The organism is Bradyrhizobium sp. LCT2 (assembly GCF_009931255.1).
GTDB lineage: Bacteria > Pseudomonadota > Alphaproteobacteria > Rhizobiales > Xanthobacteraceae > Bradyrhizobium > Bradyrhizobium diazoefficiens.
This window is the reverse complement of the sequence record NZ_CP034432.1, coordinates 9,216,921-9,232,717: the sequence shown is the minus strand read 5'-3', so window position 1 is coordinate 9,232,717 and position 15,797 is coordinate 9,216,921. Positions and strand designations below refer to the sequence as shown.

Genomic DNA, 15,797 nt, shown 5'->3' with positions numbered 1-15,797 from the left:
CGAGACTCCGGGTTTGCGCTTTGCGCGCCCCGGAATGACGCGAGTTGAGAATTACGCCCCGATCGCGATCTTCGGCTCGGCGTCCGCGTTGGCCGCCATTTCGCGCAGCGCACGCCGGTACTCGACCGGCATCACCTTGCGGAATTTTGGCAGCCAGTCCTTCCAATTGGCAAGGATGTCGGCGGCGCGCTTGGAGCCGGTCGCTTTCGCATGGCGCGTGATCAGGACGTGCAGCCGCTCGACGTCGGAGTCGAGTAGGCCCTTGAACACGTCGACCCGGCCATGCGCCTCGAGGTCACCGGTGTGATTGTAGGTGCCGGCGTTGATCAGCTCCTCCGACAGGACCGGTTCGAGTTCGACCATGCTGAGGTTGCACAGCTTGTCGAAGTCGCCGGTCTCGTCGAGCACGTAGGCGATGCCGCCCGACATGCCGGCCGCGAAGTTGCGCCCGGTCTTGCCGAGCACGACCACGATGCCGCCGGTCATGTATTCGCAGCAATGATCGCCCGCGCCCTCGACCACGGCGATCGCGCCCGAGTTGCGCACGGCGAAGCGCTCGCCGGCGATGCCGCGGAAGTAGCACTCGCCCTGGATCGCGCCGTACATCACGGTGTTGCCGACGATGATGCTTTCTTCCGGCACGATCGCGGAGTTCTTCGGCGGCTTGACGATGATCTTGCCGCCCGAGAGGCCCTTGCCGACATAGTCGTTGCCTTCACCCTCGAGCTCGAAGGTGACGCCATGGGCGAGCCACGCGCCGAAGGCCTGGCCGGCAGTGCCCTTGAGGCTGACATGGATGGTGTCATGCGGCAGGCCGGCATGGCCGTAGATCTTGGCGACCGCGCCCGACAGCATGGCGCCGGCGGAACGGTTGGTGCTGTTGATCGTAGCGTCGATCTTCACCGGCGCGCCGCGATCGAGCGCGGGCGTCGCCTGCTCGATCAGCGTGCGGTCGAGCACCCCTTCCAGATGATGATTCTGGCGCTCGGAGTGATAGATCTTCTGGCCCTTCTCTTCCTTCTGCTTGACGAACAGCTTGGAGAAGTCGAGCCCCTTGGCCTTCCAGTGCGCGACCAGCTTGGTCTGGTCGAGCAGCTGAACCTGGCCGATCATCTCGTTGAAGGTGCGGAAGCCGAGCGAGGCCATGATCTCGCGGACCTCTTCCGCAACGAAGAAGAAGTAGTTGATCACGTGCTCGGGCTGGCCGGTGAAGCGCTTGCGCAGGACCGGGTCCTGGGTCGCGACGCCGACCGGGCAGGTGTTGAGATGGCACTTGCGCATCATGATGCAGCCGGCAGCGATCAGCGGCGCGGTAGCGAAGCCGAACTCGTCGGCGCCGAGCAGCGCGCCGATCACGACGTCACGGCCGGTGCGGAAGCCGCCATCGACCTGGACCACGATGCGGCTGCGCAGCCGCTCGCGCACCAGCGTCTGGTGGGTTTCGGCAAGGCCGATCTCCCACGGCGAGCCGGCGTGCTTGATCGAGGTCAGGGGCGAAGCGCCGGTGCCGCCCTCGAAGCCCGCGATGGTGACATGGTCGGCGCGCGCCTTGGCGACGCCCGCGGCGACCGTGCCGACGCCGATCTCGGAGACGAGCTTGACCGAGACGTCGCCCGTCGGGTTGACGTTCTTGAGGTCGTAGATGAGCTGCGCCAGGTCCTCGATCGAGTAGATGTCGTGATGCGGCGGCGGCGAGATCAGGCCGACGCCCGGCGTCGAGTGCCGGACCTTGGCGATGGTCGCGTCGACCTTGTGGCCGGGCAGCTGGCCGCCTTCGCCGGGCTTGGCACCCTGCGCCATCTTGATCTGCATCATGTCGGAGTTGACGAGATACTCCGTGGTGACGCCGAAGCGGCCCGAGGCGACCTGCTTGATCGCCGAGCGCATGGAATCGCCGTTCGGCAGCGGCTTGAAGCGGTCGGCTTCCTCGCCGCCTTCACCGGTGTTCGACTTGCCGCCGATCCGGTTCATGGCGATCGCGAGCGTGGTGTGCGCCTCGCGCGAGATCGAGCCGAAGCTCATCGCGCCGGTGGCAAAACGCTTGACGATGTCCTTGGCCGGCTCGACCTGGTCGAGCGGCACCGGCTTGCGCTTCTCTTCCTCGGCGCTCTTGATCCGGAACAGGCCGCGCAGCGTCAGCAGGCGCTCCGACTGCTCGTTCAGGATCTTGGCGAAGGCGCGATAGCGCTCCAGCGAATTGCCGCGCGCAGCGTGCTGAAGCAGCCCGACCGACTCGGCGGTCCAGGCATGGTCCTCGCCGCGGCTGCGATAGGCATATTCGCCGCCGACGTCGAGCGAGGTCTTGTAGACCAGCGCCTCGCCGAACGCGTCGGCATGGCGGCGCACGGCTTCTTCCGCGATCTCGGCCAGACCCACGCCTTCGACGCGGGTATGCGTGCCGGCAAAGAACTTTCCGACAAAGTCCGCCTTGAGGCCGACCGCGTCGAAGATCTGCGCGCCGCAATAGGACTGGTAGGTCGAGATGCCCATCTTGGACATCACCTTCAAAAGACCCTTGCCGATCGACTTGATGTAGCGCTTGACGATCTCGTAGTCGTCGAGCGAGCCGGGCAGGCGGTCCTTCATCGCGATGATGGTCTCAAACGCGAGGTAAGGATTGATCGCTTCGGCGCCGTAGCCGGCAAGGCAGGCGAAGTGATGCACTTCGCGCGGCTCACCGGATTCGACGACAAGGCCGACCGAGGTGCGCAGTCCGACGCGGATCAGATGATGATGCACGGCAGCGCAGGCCAGCAGTGCCGGGATCGGGACCCGGTCGGTGCCGACCATGCGGTCGGACAGGATGATGATGTTGACGCCCTCGCGCACCGCGCTTTCGGCGCGCGCGCAGAGCTCGTCCAGCACCTGGTCCATGCCGGCTGCGCCGAGCCCGGCGTGGAAGGTGGTGTCCAGCGTGCGCGACTTGAAGTGGGTGTCGGCCACGTCGGTGATCGAGCGGATCTTCTCGAGATCCGCGTCGGTCAGGATTGGCTGGCGCACTTCGAGGCGCTTGGTGGTGGCCATGCCCTGCAGGTCGAACAGGTTCGGCCGCGGTCCGATGATCGAGACGAGGCTCATCACCAGCTCTTCGCGGATCGGGTCGATCGGCGGGTTGGTGACCTGCGCGAAGTTCTGCTTGAAGTAGGTGAACAGCGGCTTGGCCTTGTCCGACAGCGCCGAGATCGGCGTGTCGTTGCCCATCGAGCCCGCGGCTTCCTCGCCCGTCGCCGCCATCGGCGTCATCAGGATGGTGATGTCTTCCTGGCTGTAGCCGAACGCCTGCTGGCGATCGAGCAGCGACAGGTTGGAGCGCACGCCGGTGGTCGGAACCTTCGGCAGCTCTTCCAGCACGATCTGGGTCCGCTCCAGCCACTCCTTGTAGGGATGGCTCTTGGCGAGCTCGGCCTTGATCTCGTCGTCGGGGATCAGGCGGCCCTGCTCGAGGTCGACCAGCAGCATCTTGCCGGGCTGGAGCCGCCACTTGGTGATGATCTGGTCCTCGGGGATCGTCAGCACGCCCATCTCGGACGCCATCACGATGCGGTCGTCCTTGGTCACGAGATAGCGCGCCGGCCGCAACCCGTTGCGGTCCAGCGTGGCGCCGATCTGGCGGCCGTCGGTGAAGGCGATCGCGGCGGGGCCGTCCCACGGCTCCATCAGCGCGGCGTGATATTCGTAGAAGGCGCGGCGCTTCTCATCCATCAGCGGATTGCCGGCCCACGCCTCCGGGATCATCATCATGACGGCGTGCGGCAGCGAGTAGCCGCCCTGCACCAGGAATTCGAGCGCGTTGTCGAAGCAGGCGGTGTCGGACTGGCCTTCATAGGAGATCGGCCAGAGCCGGTTGATGTCCTTGCCGTAGAGCTCCGAGCTCACCGAAGCCTGGCGCGCCGCCATCCAGTTGGTGTTGCCGCGCAGCGTGTTGATCTCGCCGTTATGCGCGATCATGCGGTAGGGATGCGCCAGCGACCAGGCCGGGAAGGTGTTGGTCGAGAAGCGCTGATGCACCAGCGCCAGCGCACTCTCGAAGTCCGCCTCGTGCAGGTCGGGATAGTACTTGCCGAGCTGGTCGGCGAGGAACATGCCCTTGTAGATCACGGTGCGGCAGGACATCGAGCAGGGGTAATAGCCCGCAAGGCCGCGGTCGCGGCGCTGGTAGATCGCCTGCGAGATCGACTTGCGCAGAATGTAGAGCCGGCGCTCGAAATCGTCCTCGGTCTTGGCGGTGCCGTTGCGGCCGATGAACACCTGCATGCAGGCGGGCTCGGTCGGCTTCACGGTGACGCCGAGCGAGGAATTGTCGGTCGGCACGTCGCGCCAGCCGAGCAGGGTCAGGCCCTCTTCCTTGATCTGGTCGGCGATGATGCTCTTGATGACGTTGCGCCAGGCGGTGTCGCGCGGCATGAACAGCGCGCCGATGGCGTATTCGCCGGGCTGCGGCAGCGTGAAGCCGAGCTCCTTGGCCTTGCGGCTGAAGAAGGCGTGCGGGATCTGCACCAGGATGCCGGCACCGTCACCGGCGCGCGGATCGGCGCCGACAGCGCCGCGATGCTCGAGGTTGCAGAGGATGCTCAGCGCGTCCGAGACGATCTTGTGCGACTTCTTGCCCTTGATGTTGGCGATGAAGCCGACGCCGCAGGAATCCTTTTCCAGGCTCGGATCGTAGAGGCCTTCGGCGGGCGGCCGCGAATTGTGTTCCTGAATCGGATCAGTCGTTTTCGAGGCGACCGTCGCCGACAGTTCTTCTGCCACGATGTTTGCGCGCTCGAATTGCGACCCGTTCATGTCTTCGTCCTCTCCATGCGGCAAGCTGTCTCACCGCCATCTTCGGCGCACCTTGGGCGTTCCGCGGCACCCGCCTCTGGGTCACCGCTCGTCCGCTGCGAGCCGCATTTTCTTAAATTCAGGCCAAGGCGTTCTACGTCCCCGTGAACGGCTTTGCCTGTTGCCTTCTTGGTGCTCGGAAGCACCAACTTTCGTTGCAATCCCTATGCCGGAACCGCAAGCAAAATTGAGACAGCTTTCCTGTCCTAACCATCACCTTGCCAAATTTTTGTCTATCACACAAGCGCGCGAAAGTCCCGATTCCCGATCTGTCAATCAATCGCTTTCCGAAAGTTGCGCAGCCCCGGTTTTGAAGCAAACGCGCCCTGATCCGGCCCTGTGGACGCCGAAATCCCAAATGAAGCTTCGGATCGACCCTTCGGAAGGCGCGCCACGCCGCAAGAAGCGAAAGAGCGCGATCCATCCGGGGGCTGACAGGAGCGTGTCGACCATGAAGTTTTTCCCAGGATGTGTGGCCGCCGCCGCGCTGGCGCTGGCTGCGACCGCGGCAGAGGCGCAAGTTCCGACGAACGGTATTGCGGGAGGGGCTGCGATCGCGGTGTCGGATTTCGACGGGCCCTATGCGCCGCCGGACGCCGCGCCGCCTCCGCCGCCGCGATACGGCTATGGCTATGGCTACGAGGAACGCGGCCCGGCGCTGCTGCCGGCCACCGAGGTCTATGCGGTGCTGCGCGACAACGGCTTCTCGCCGCTCGGCATCCCGCGGCTGCGCGGCAGCGTTTACACCATCTCGGTGATCGACCGCCGCGGCGACGACGGCCGGCTCGTGATCGACGCCCGCGACGGCCGGATCATCCGCTTCATGCCCGCCGCCGATGCCTACGGCATGGCACCGGCCTATGAGCAGCCCACGGTCGCGCCCTACGGCCCGCAAAGCGCGCTGCCGCCGCCGACCGTGGTCCGCAGCGGCCCGCCGCGCCCGCCGGCCTCGATCCCGCATGTCGCAAGGCGCACCGTGCCGCTGCCCAAGGCGGCTCCGCAGCGCGGCGAGACGCCGGTCGCGGCCGTGAAGCCGGCCGAGCCTGCGGTACAGCAGGCCCAGGCGCCGCAAGCTCAAGCACCGCAGGCACAGCCCGCGCAGCAGACCGCCGCCGTGCAGGCCAAGCCCGCCGAGGCTGCGCCGCAGGCCGCTGCGCCGACAGTGGGTCAGACGAAGCCCGCCGCGACGATTCTGCCGACGCAGGACATGCCGGCCGCGCAGGGACTGGATTAGCGCGCAGTTCGTTTGGCGCGACGGCGCTCACGACATTTTCGGTGTCGTCCTGGCTTTCGCCAGGACGATGTTGGAGCAAAGATAAAAGGCGCCTGAGATTTCAGGTGCCTTTTGCATCACAGGCAATCGCCTCTCAGCTCCGCGGATACCCCGCAGCTTCCAGGATCAGGTTCGCCACGTCCTTCGGATGCGACACCAGCGAGAGGTGGCCGGCATCGAGCTCGATCGTCGTTGCGTTCATGCGCTTGGCGAGGAAGCGCTCGAAATCCGGATTGATGGTGTCGTCGTTCTTCGACACCGCGTACCAGCTCGGCTTGGCGTGCCATGCAGCTTCCGTGGTGCGGCCGGCGAAGATCGAGGCCGCGGTCGGCCATTGCACGGCATAGAGCTCCTTGGCCCGTTCCGGCTTCACGCCATTGGCGAAATATTTCAGGAAAGCGTCTTCCGAGAGCTTGGTGTAGCCGTCGCGCTCGATGATGCCGGCGCGCACCGGGCCGATCGGGAATTGCTTCGACAGCGCGACGAAATCCTCGTTGGCATCGGGCGCGCGTGCGGCGATATAGACGAGGCCGGTGACCTTCGGGTCGGTGCCGACCTGGCTGATCACGGTGCCGCCCCAGGAATGCGCGACCAGCACGGTCGGCCCGTCCTGCTCGGCCAGCGCGCGCTTGGTCGCCTCGACCGAGTCCGCAAGCGACGACAGCGGATTCTGCACGGCAGTCACGTGAAGGCCGGCGGCCTGGAGGATCGGGATCACCTCGGACCAGCTCGATCCGTCGGCCCAGGCGCCGTGCACCAGCACGACGTTCTTGGCCTTCGCGGTTTGCGGGGGTTGTGCGTGAGCGAGGCTGAGGGGAGCCGCCAGCAGGCTCGCGGCGACGAAAAGGCTGCGCCAAAGTGTCATGATCGTTCTCCGTCTTGTTTTGGGTTCGATGCCCAAAGGACGGAGGGAGAGGCCGCGCTGTTACGAGGCTCACCAGTCTGTGATGCGGTGCAAACGAAAAAAACGCCCCGGGGCACCGGGGCGTTTTCGCAACCTGGAAGTGGCGTGCGTGTTTTACGCGGCGACTTGCGCGGCCGAGTTCTCGATCACCTGCGCCTTGGGCGCGCCGGCGTTGATCGCGATCTGGCGCGGCTTCTTGGCTTCGGGAATCTCGCGGACGAGATCGACGTGAAGCAGCCCGTTCTCGAGCGAGGCGTCCTTCACCTGCACGAAATCGGCAAGCTGGAAGGCGCGCTCGAAGGCACGCGCGGCGATGCCGCGGTAAATCACTTCGGACTTCGAGTTCTCGTTTGCGACTTTCTCGCCCTTGATCGTCAGCGTGTTTTCCTTCGCGACGATGGAGAGCTCATCCTTGGCAAAGCCCGAGACCGCAACGGTGATGCGGTAGGCGTTCTCGCCGGTGCGCTCGATGTTGTAGGGGGGATAACCGGGGCTGCCGTCCGAACCGGCCTGGTCGAGCAGGTTGAAGAGACGGTCGAAGCCGACGGTGGAACGATAGAAGGGGGTGAGATCGTAGGTACGCATGGTCAAGTCCTCCATTGAGCGACTGTTTGGTAACCCGCCCGCCAATCGGGCCGGGCTTTAGTCTGTGTGCAGCCTGATGTTCCGGTTCCGAAACACTGGTAGCGGCCTGCACCATGGTGATATGGGTTCAAGGGAACGGCGTTCAAGAGGGCGGCAACTTGCGCCTTTTCGGCGCTCCCGCCCTTGATTTTCAGCATTTCTCGCCCAATGACGCTGATCTCGATTCCGTCCAATCCCGTTCCCGAAGACGTCGTCAGCGGCACCATCAAGACACCCGATGGCGCCGAGCTGCGCTTTGCGCGCTGGGCGCCGCCGGCGAACCGCAAGGGCACGGTCTGCGTCTTCACCGGACGCAGCGAGCAGATCGAGAAATATTTCGAGACCGTGCGCGACCTGCGCGACCGCGGCTTTGCGGTGGCGATGATCGACTGGCGCGGGCAGGGCCACTCCTCGCGCCGCCTGCGCGATCCGCGCAAGGGCTATGTGCGCGACTTCGCCGATTTCGAAATCGACGTCGAGACCTTCGTGCAGCAGGTGGTGCTGCCGGATTGCCCGCCGCCCTTCTTCGCGCTCGCCCACTCCATGGGCGGTACGGTGTTGCTGCGCGTTGCGCATGCGGGCAAGCGCTGGTTCGACCGCATGGTGCTGTCGGCGCCGATGATCGACCTGCCAGGCCGCACCACCTCGTTTCCGTCGCGGGCGCTTCTGAAGACGATGCGCCTGATGGGGATGGGCGGCCGCTATGTTCCCGGCGGCAGCGACCGCATCACCGGGCTCGATCCCTTCATCAACAATCCCCTGACCAGCGATCCCGTGCGTTATGCGCGCAACGCCGCGATCCTGGAGGAGGATCCGACGCTCGGGCTGGCGTCACCGACGGTCGCCTGGGCCGATAGCGCCTTCCGCGCCATGCACACCTTCAAGGGCATGAACTACCCCTCCGAGATCCGCCAGCCGATCCTGATGCTGGCGGCCTCCAGCGACACCGTGGTTTCGACCGCCGCGATCGAGGAGTTCGCCTACCATTTGCGCGCCGGCTCCCATCTCGTGATCGCCGGCTCGAAGCACGAGATCCTCCAGGAGCAGGACCGCTACCGCTCCCAGTTCTGGGCCGCCTTCGACGCCTTCGTGCCGGGCACGCCGCTGTTCAAGTGAGCGGCAGTGACGGTGCGCTCCCTCGCCCCGCTCTCGTCCGCTGAAGCTTCAGCGAAGGCGGATGCGGGGAGAGGTGAAAGGACCGCGCTACAGCGTCTTCAGATACTCGATCAGGTCCTTGCGCTCTTCTTCTTCCAGCAGGCGGCCGACGACGCCGTCCTTGTGCGGCGGCCCCTTGCCCTCGAACGAATGGCCGAGATTGCTGTTGCCGTTGATCTCGGTGCCGTCGGGCCAGGTGGTCGAGAACTGCGTTTCTCCGGTCTTGCAGCGCTCGCCCTCGACGACGGCGAAGCCGACCAGCTTCGGATCGTAGTCGCGCTGGCCCATGCAGAATTTCTTGGGTCGCTCGGCAGCAGGCCGCAGCATCCAGTCCAGCGAGGGCACTGAGCCGTTGTGGAGATAGGGCGCGGTGGCCCACACCCCGTTCAGCGGGCGCGCGCGATACCAGGGACCGGGCTCCTTGGGATCCGGCGGCTGCGGCCCGGGATTGGGACAATTGGCGCGGGCGCCCCACCAGCGCTTCTGCGCGTCGGGCGGGATTTGAGCGTCATTCATCGCCTTGCGGCTGACGATGTCGACGATCGCCATCAGCCCAACCGAATAGGGCATTTCGGTCGAGGTCGTCTCCGGCAGGTTGGTGCATTTCCATTGGTCGCCGAGGATGCGTGTCGGATTCAGATCGAGGAAGCCCGGCACCGAGACCGTCCGCTTCTCCAGGACTCTGGCCTGGGCGGAATCCGTCCCCATGCCCGTGACGCTCTTCTGGATCGGGTTGAGCACCATCTCGTCGCCGATGCGCTCCCAGCGCGACGACGACCACACGCTCTCCTGCGGAAACTCCTTGTCGAACTCGGGATCGTTGACGGGACCGAGGTGGCACTCCACGCAGATCTTTGCGTAGAGCTTGCGGCCGCTCTTGACGCGGTCCGGATTGATCTTCCAGTCGTCGCCGAGAATCTGCGAAGGCCATCTCGGCGAGGTCAGTCCGCCGAGCTTCTTCTGCGCGTAGGGATTGGGGCCCGCCAGCAGACTCTCGATCCAGTGCAGGTTGGTGACATCGGCCGAGGACCGGTAGAGCCTGTCCTTGGGATAGGCGTCGGACAGGTTGAGCAGCGCCGTCACGCCGAGCGCCTCGCCGGCATTGCGGATCAGCGGCTGCTCGATCGAGGCATCGTACTGCGCGAATTTGAGCCACGGCACGGTCCAGATCGGAGGGAAGCTGACCGGCGCGTCCTGGGCATGCAGGTTCTTCTCGAATCCCTTGACCCCGCTCAGCGCGAAATCCTGGGAGAACACCTGGTTGCCGATGCGATTGAGCGCATCGAGACGGCCGAAGCCTTCTTCCGTGTCCTTTTGCTGCTTGCCGTCCCAGGTCTTCTTGCCGGCGATCGTCTTGTCGTAACCCTTTTGCCAGTCGAGCAGGAATGTGAGGGTCGCCTTGAGGCTCTGCTTGAGCGCATTGCGGTCGGCGTCGCTCGCATCGGGGCCGAGTACGCGGTCGGCGAACCGCTTGAAGCGGAACGGCACGTAGAGCGTGTAGGCGATCGAGAGCCCGGTCACGCTCTCGAGTTTCTTCAGGTCGGTCATGGCCGGGCCGCCGTCGAAGCGCACGTCCACGCCCTTGTAGCGCACGTGCCCGGTGTGGCAGGCGGCGCAGGTCAGCCCGATCTTGTCTTCCTCGCGGCGGCCGGTCGCGGGATCGACGACGCCCGTCATCCGCGCGAAGCCGACCGGCAGGCCGTCGACATTCTCGACCTGCGACCAATCGGTCGACAGGCTCTTCGGCTGCGTCGTGTCGTAGACGTTGGCGTAGCCGAAGCTCCGCAGCGTGGTTGCGTCGGTCTTGATGGATTGCGGGCTCTGGATGAAGCCGAAGCGCTCGAGATAGGCGCTGTCCTTCACCATGCCGGGGCGTGAGATCAGGCGAAGACGAGGCTGCTCCAGCGCCATGAACCAGGTGTAGGGAACCGGAAAGGTCGCGGTGCCCTGGCTGGTGTGGTGGAACCAGTGCCGGTCCTCCAGCGACCAGTTCTGCTCGAGCCAGAAGGCCGCCGTCGTCTCCGGGAGTTTTGGCAAGGGCGGCGGCAGCAGCTGTGCGAGGACTCCCTTCTGCGGCAGCATGGCGCGGACCTGGTCGGGGAATTCGGCGACCGCCACGAGAGCGACAAGAGCGGCCGCGAACAGGAACGCTATGATCCCGAGAGCCCAGCGAAACCTGAGCGCGCAGGATGACAGCAGCGATTGCGATAAAATCCGCTGGTTGATGCGGTCGGGGAATTGGCGCGCGTTCAGCAGCGTGCGCACGTCGGCGACGCTGAGATAGCGATTCTCCTTACCCGTGCCCTTGCCCATGATCTTCAGCAGGACGGGCCATTCGAACTGCATCAGCACGGGGTAGTACCAGCGCGCGGCGCTGCCTGCGCGCTTGAGGTTCTCGTGCATGAAGGTCTTGATTTCCGCAGCGTTGAGGCCGGGCTCGCTGCTGCCGGTGTCCGGATCGGTGTAGGTCCGGCCGAAGCTCTGGAGCCGCGCGATCTCGTCCTCGTTGACCTTGCCGTCGACGCCGAGGACGCGCGAGCCGGCGCCGCGCTTGTCCAGAGGGCCACCGCGCAGTTCGTCGAGCTGCGGGCCCGACCGGATGCTTTTCAGGATGTGGCTAAATCCGTTGGCGATGAGCGCAACGCCCCGGACCTGGATCCGGGCCCAGCTCTTCATCAGCCCCGTCTCGCCGCTCGCATTCGCGATGGTCTGCGACAGCGTGTTGAGCGGGACGGTCCCGCCGTCGACGAAGCCTTCGCCGACGAGGCCGCGCAGGAATGGACAGGGATTGTTCGGCGAGACCCCGATCGAGGGGTCGAAGGGGGGCTTCGAGGCGGGGTGATGCATGGCCCAATTCCTGAAAACAGCGAATCGTGAAAATCAGACGCGCCGATCAAGCGCGGAAAGTCCTAACAAACAGCCAGCGCGGCCGCCGCCGACTATACTACTTCAGCGTGTGACAAAGTGTGGCTGAATTCACTGTGCTGTCAACAAGAGCGGACGTGAGATCGTCGCGCGGCCGCAGTCCGCCTGTCAGGACTCGGCGGCGCGTTTGACGTCGCTCTGGACCAGCGTCAGCTTGCCGAGCGGCACGCCCGCCTTCAGAAGCCCCTCGCGGTAATGAGCGAGGTCCTCGGGCCGCTTCCAGTGGAAATTGCGCAAATGGCGGTCGACATTCAGGGTCGGGTAGTTGCCCATGAGCACGCGGGTCGCCTCGACGGCCTCGCCGGTCCGCCCCAATTGCGCCAGCGCTGCAGCACGGATCGCCAGCGCCTGCATGTGGTTCGGGTTGATGTAGAGCTGCTCGCGGGCCCACGACAGGGTCGCGTCATACTGCCCCAACAGATAATGGCTGAACGCGTTCAGTGCGGCCCATTGGTAGCGCGGGTCGCTGTTGTCGCGCTGCGCGGCCATCGAAAACAGCTCGATCGCCTCGCGGTGCTCGCCGATCACGAAATGGCAGATGCCGAGCACGCCGCGCGCGCCGTTGTCGTAGGGGTTGAGTGCGACCGCGCGCTTGGCGGCGTCCATCGCGGCCTCGTAATGCCCTTCCATCGCATGGGCCCAGGACAGGATCGAGAACGCGAAGGAGGAGCGCGGGTCGAGCCGGACGCTGGTTTCGGCGAGGTTCATCGCCTCGGCCCACATCTCCCGCGTGCCCTTGACCCAGCCGAACTGGATGCTCTGGATCTGGATCGTGGCGAGGTAGGCGTGCGCGATCGACAGCTTGGGATCGACCGCGATGGCCTCCCGGAACAGGTCGACGGCGGCGGCCAGGTCCTCCTTGGTCTGCCGGTAGTAATGCGACAGCCCCTTGAGGAAACGGTCCCACGCGGTCACGTCGGTCGAGAGCCGCGCGGGCGCCGAGGCCTCCGCGCGGACGATCTCGGTGGCGATGGCGGCGGACAGGTTGGTGGTGATCTCGTCCTGCATCGCGAAGAAGTCGCCGATGTCGCGGTCGTAGCGCCCGGTCCAGAGCTGCTCGCCGGTCTCCGGCGCGATCAGCTCCGCGGTGACGCGGATCTTGGCTCCGGCGCGCCGCACCGAGCCCTGGATCAGATAGGTGGCGTCGATCTCGCGCGCGATCAGCCGAGTGCTCGTGTTCTTGCCCTTGAAGGCGAAGGTCGAGTTGCGGCTCAGCACCCGATAGAAGGATTGCAGCGACAGCGCGTGGATCAGATCCTCGGTCAGGCCGTCGGAGAAGTATTCGTCTTGGGCGTCGCTGAGATTGGCGAAGGGCAGCACGCCGACGATCGCGGTGCGGTACTGCTGCGAGAGTGCGGAGGCCTCCCTCAGCTCGGGGGCGATCGCCCGCGCGCCCTCGGGCTTCCAGGTCCAGACCCCGACCGCATCCTTGATGTTCTTGAAGCGATGGTTGCCGCCATCGACCAGCGGCACGGTGAGATGCTTGTTCGCCTCGCTGTAGGCCTTGGCCGAGATGGCGAAGCCGCCGGGGCTCGCCACCGATTCCAGGCGGACGGCTATGTTGACATCGTCACCGAACACCTCGTCCTCGTCGGCGATGACGTCGCCCATGTGGATGCCGAGCCTGAACTGCATGGCGCGGTCCGCCGGCAGATGGTGGTTGCGCTCCGCCATCAGCGTCTGCATCGCGATCGCGGCTTCGGTGGCGCCGACGATCGAGGGGAACTCCAGCAGGAAGCCGTCGCCGGTGTTCTTCACGACGCGGCCGCCGTGATTGAGGATGATGGGGTGAATCGCGCTGCGATGCGCCTTGAAGGCGGCATGGGTGCCAGCCTCGTCGCTGCCCATCATGCGCGAATAGCCGGCGACATCGGCGCAAACAATGGCAGCCAGACGTCTTTCCATATTCTCGGAGCTCCAAAGGATGGAGGACTGGCCACGGCGTGGCAGTCGCCTCGAATCCCGCATTTCAAGAACCCTGCCTTTATAGAGCAGATGAGGCCGCGGGAAAGTATGATCCGCATTGCAAATTCAAGGTAAATCCTACGCAGTCCCGGCGGTGGACGACGGCCGCCGAACCGACTAAGCCCGATCCCTTGAGACGGACGGGGCGGCGGGGCACCTCACATGCTGGGCATTCACGAAATCTGGCTCTTCATCCTGTCGGGCGTGCTGCTCAACATCACGCCGGGACCGGACTCCGTCTACGTCATCGGCCGCAGCATGCAGATGGGCTGGCGGGGCGGGGCTGCCGCCGCCTTGGGCATCAGTTGCGGCTGTTTTTTCCACGTCGCAGGCGCGGCAATCGGCCTTTCGGCCCTGCTGATGGCCTCATCTACCGCTTTTTCGATCCTGAAGCTGGTTGGCGCGGCCTATCTGGTCGTCACGGGACTTCAGATGCTGTGGTCGCGCCCGACGCTGGCATCGGCGATCGACGAGCCGGCGCGGAGCTCGCTGCGGCGGGTGTTCCTCCAGGGCGTCTTCACCAACGCGCTCAATCCCAAGGTCGCGCTGTTCTTCCTGGCCTTCCTGCCGCAATTCGTCGCAGCCGATTCTCCGCACAAGCCGCTCGCCTTCCTGACCCTCGGCCTGATTTTCATCTGCACGGGAACGCTGTGGTGCCTGGTGCTGGCGGCGTTCGCGGCAAAGGCCGCGCACCGCTTGCGGGCCTCCGAGGGCGCGATCGCCTGGGTCAACCGTGCGCTCGGCGGCCTGTTCATCTATCTCGGCGTCCGCGTCGCCATGCTGGAGACGCGGTAACTCGTTCGAACGAATGACTGGTGTGGCATGCAATCGGCCCGATAGAGGCCGCGCGCGGGAGGTTTCGATGATTCGTGGAAGCTGTCTGTGCGGCGCCGTGCGTTTCGAGATCGACGAGGTTCGCACGCTGACGCATTGTCATTGCGTCAATTGCCGCAAGCTGACCGGCGCGGCATTCGCCACCTATGCCCATGTTGAAGCCGACAAGTTTCGCTTTGTCGCGGGCGAGGACATGACGGTGGCTTACGAGTCCGCGCCGGGCAGTTTTCGCCATCGCTGCAAGACCTGCGGCTGCCTGACGCCGGGCAAGGCGAGTTATTTGCCGACCGTCAGCATTCCCGCCGGCCTGCTCGATGACGATCCTGACGTCAGGCCCCGCCTCCACGTCTTCACCTCGTCGCGCGCGCCGTGGTGGACGATCCAGGACGATCTGCCTCAATACGATAAATGGGTGCCGGGCTACGCGCCGAAGGCGTGAGCCTCTTCTCAGGCGAATTCCTTCAGAAGCGCGCTGCCGGCCAGATAAAGGCCGAGCAGGATCATCGCGATCAGGAACCAGCGGCGAAACGCCTCCGCCGGCATCCGCGCCCGCACCGACTGGCCGATGAGCATGCCGGCAAAGGCCATGGCGAGGCCCACGGCGCCCGGCACCGCATTGGCCGGCGTCAGCAATCCGCCGGCGGTGAGGTTGAAGGCGAGCGCCAGCGTCGCGGTCGTGAAGAACACGCCGAGTGCCTGCACCAGCTCGTCCTTCTCCATGCCGATCGCCTGCATGAACGGCATCGAGGGGATCACCTGCACGCCGGTCGAGGCGGAGATCACGCCGGTGACCACGCCGACCACGCCACCAACCCATTTCTCGTTCTGCGGCGCGACGCGGAACTGGAATTTGTTCAGGCCTATCACCGCGTAGATCACGAGCAGGGCGCCGAGCACGATCGTGCCGTAGCGCGCATGCGGGCCGGTCAGCGCGCCGGCATTGAGCCAGCAGCCGATCACGGTGCCGATCATCAGCGGCCACAGCCGCCTGAGGATGTCGCGCAAGTACGGTCCGACGAAAGTCTGCCAAATGTTGGTGATGATGGCGGGCACGATGACGATGGCGATCGCGCGGCTCGGGGCCATGCTCACCGCGAGCAGGCCCATGGAGACGGTCGGCAGGCCGAGCCCGACCACGCCCTTGACGAATCCGGCGACCAGGAAGACGGCGGCGATGACAATGAGGAAAGGGTCGATCATGACCTGCACATTGACCGAAGCCGCGCCCGGGCACAATCTGGAGGTTACGGAGACAGCCTTCGCTATGGACGAAGGCTTGGTTGGAGGAGACCA

General features: G+C 65.3%; 10 protein-coding genes. 4 read left to right on the top strand and 6 right to left on the bottom strand.

Annotation, left to right across the window (positions count from 1 at the left end; genetic code table 11):
- Nucleotides 1–51: 51 nt before the first annotated feature.
- Nucleotides 52–4,785 carry a glutamate synthase large subunit gene (gene gltB / locus EI171_RS43560; RefSeq protein WP_161536811.1) on the bottom strand — a complete coding sequence of 1,578 codons (4,734 nt, stop codon included), beginning with the start codon at nt 4,783–4,785 and terminating at the stop codon, nt 52–54.
- A gap of 490 nt (nt 4,786–5,275) precedes the next feature.
- On the opposite strand from gltB, the gene EI171_RS43555 reads away from it, so the two are divergent.
- A complete protein-coding gene (locus tag EI171_RS43555; RefSeq protein WP_161536810.1) occupies nt 5,276–6,058 on the top strand; it encodes a hypothetical protein in 783 nt (260 codons plus the stop codon).
- Nucleotides 6,059–6,191: 133 nt separating this feature from the next.
- On the opposite strand, the gene EI171_RS43550 is transcribed toward EI171_RS43555, so the two are convergent.
- Both EI171_RS43550 and EI171_RS43545 read right to left on the bottom strand, forming a co-directional pair.
- Nucleotides 6,192–6,962, bottom strand: a complete 771-nt coding sequence (locus tag EI171_RS43550; RefSeq protein ID WP_161536809.1) for an alpha/beta fold hydrolase — start codon at nt 6,960–6,962, stop codon at nt 6,192–6,194.
- Between the two features lie 153 nt (nt 6,963–7,115).
- Nucleotides 7,116–7,586, bottom strand: a complete 471-nt coding sequence (locus EI171_RS43545) for an Hsp20 family protein (RefSeq protein ID WP_028173863.1) — start codon at nt 7,584–7,586, stop codon at nt 7,116–7,118.
- Between the two features lie 207 nt (nt 7,587–7,793).
- Between EI171_RS43545 and EI171_RS43540 the strand changes: the two genes are divergently transcribed.
- Nucleotides 7,794–8,741: an alpha/beta fold hydrolase gene (locus EI171_RS43540; protein WP_011090464.1), complete on the top strand. Its 948-nt coding sequence runs from the start codon at nt 7,794–7,796 to the stop codon at nt 8,739–8,741.
- Between the two features lie 87 nt (nt 8,742–8,828).
- Here EI171_RS43540 and EI171_RS43535 read toward each other — a convergent pair whose 3' ends face one another.
- Together EI171_RS43535 and EI171_RS43530 are read right to left on the bottom strand one after the other, a co-directional pair.
- Nucleotides 8,829–11,627 carry a di-heme-cytochrome C peroxidase gene (locus tag EI171_RS43535; RefSeq protein ID WP_161536808.1) on the bottom strand — a complete coding sequence of 933 codons (2,799 nt, stop codon included), beginning with the start codon at nt 11,625–11,627 and terminating at the stop codon, nt 8,829–8,831.
- A 186-nt stretch (nt 11,628–11,813) separates the two neighbouring features.
- Nucleotides 11,814–13,610 carry an adenylate/guanylate cyclase domain-containing protein gene (locus EI171_RS43530; protein ID WP_028173866.1) on the bottom strand — a complete coding sequence of 599 codons (1,797 nt, stop codon included), beginning with the start codon at nt 13,608–13,610 and terminating at the stop codon, nt 11,814–11,816.
- Nucleotides 13,611–13,832: 222 nt separating this feature from the next.
- On the opposite strand from EI171_RS43530, the gene EI171_RS43525 reads away from it, so the two are divergent.
- On the top strand, nt 13,833–14,465 hold the full coding sequence (locus EI171_RS43525) for a LysE family translocator (protein WP_011090461.1): 633 nt from the start codon (nt 13,833–13,835) through the stop codon (nt 14,463–14,465).
- Nucleotides 14,466–14,532: 67 nt separating this feature from the next.
- Nucleotides 14,533–14,943 carry a GFA family protein gene (locus tag EI171_RS43520; RefSeq protein WP_028173868.1) on the top strand — a complete coding sequence of 137 codons (411 nt, stop codon included), beginning with the start codon at nt 14,533–14,535 and terminating at the stop codon, nt 14,941–14,943.
- Between the two features lie 8 nt (nt 14,944–14,951).
- On the opposite strand, the gene EI171_RS43515 is transcribed toward EI171_RS43520, so the two are convergent.
- The gene (locus tag EI171_RS43515) at nt 14,952–15,704 is read right to left on the bottom strand and encodes a sulfite exporter TauE/SafE family protein (protein ID WP_028173869.1); all 753 of its coding nucleotides are present in this window, start codon (nt 15,702–15,704) and stop codon (nt 14,952–14,954) included.
- Nucleotides 15,705–15,797: the final 93 nt, after the last annotated feature.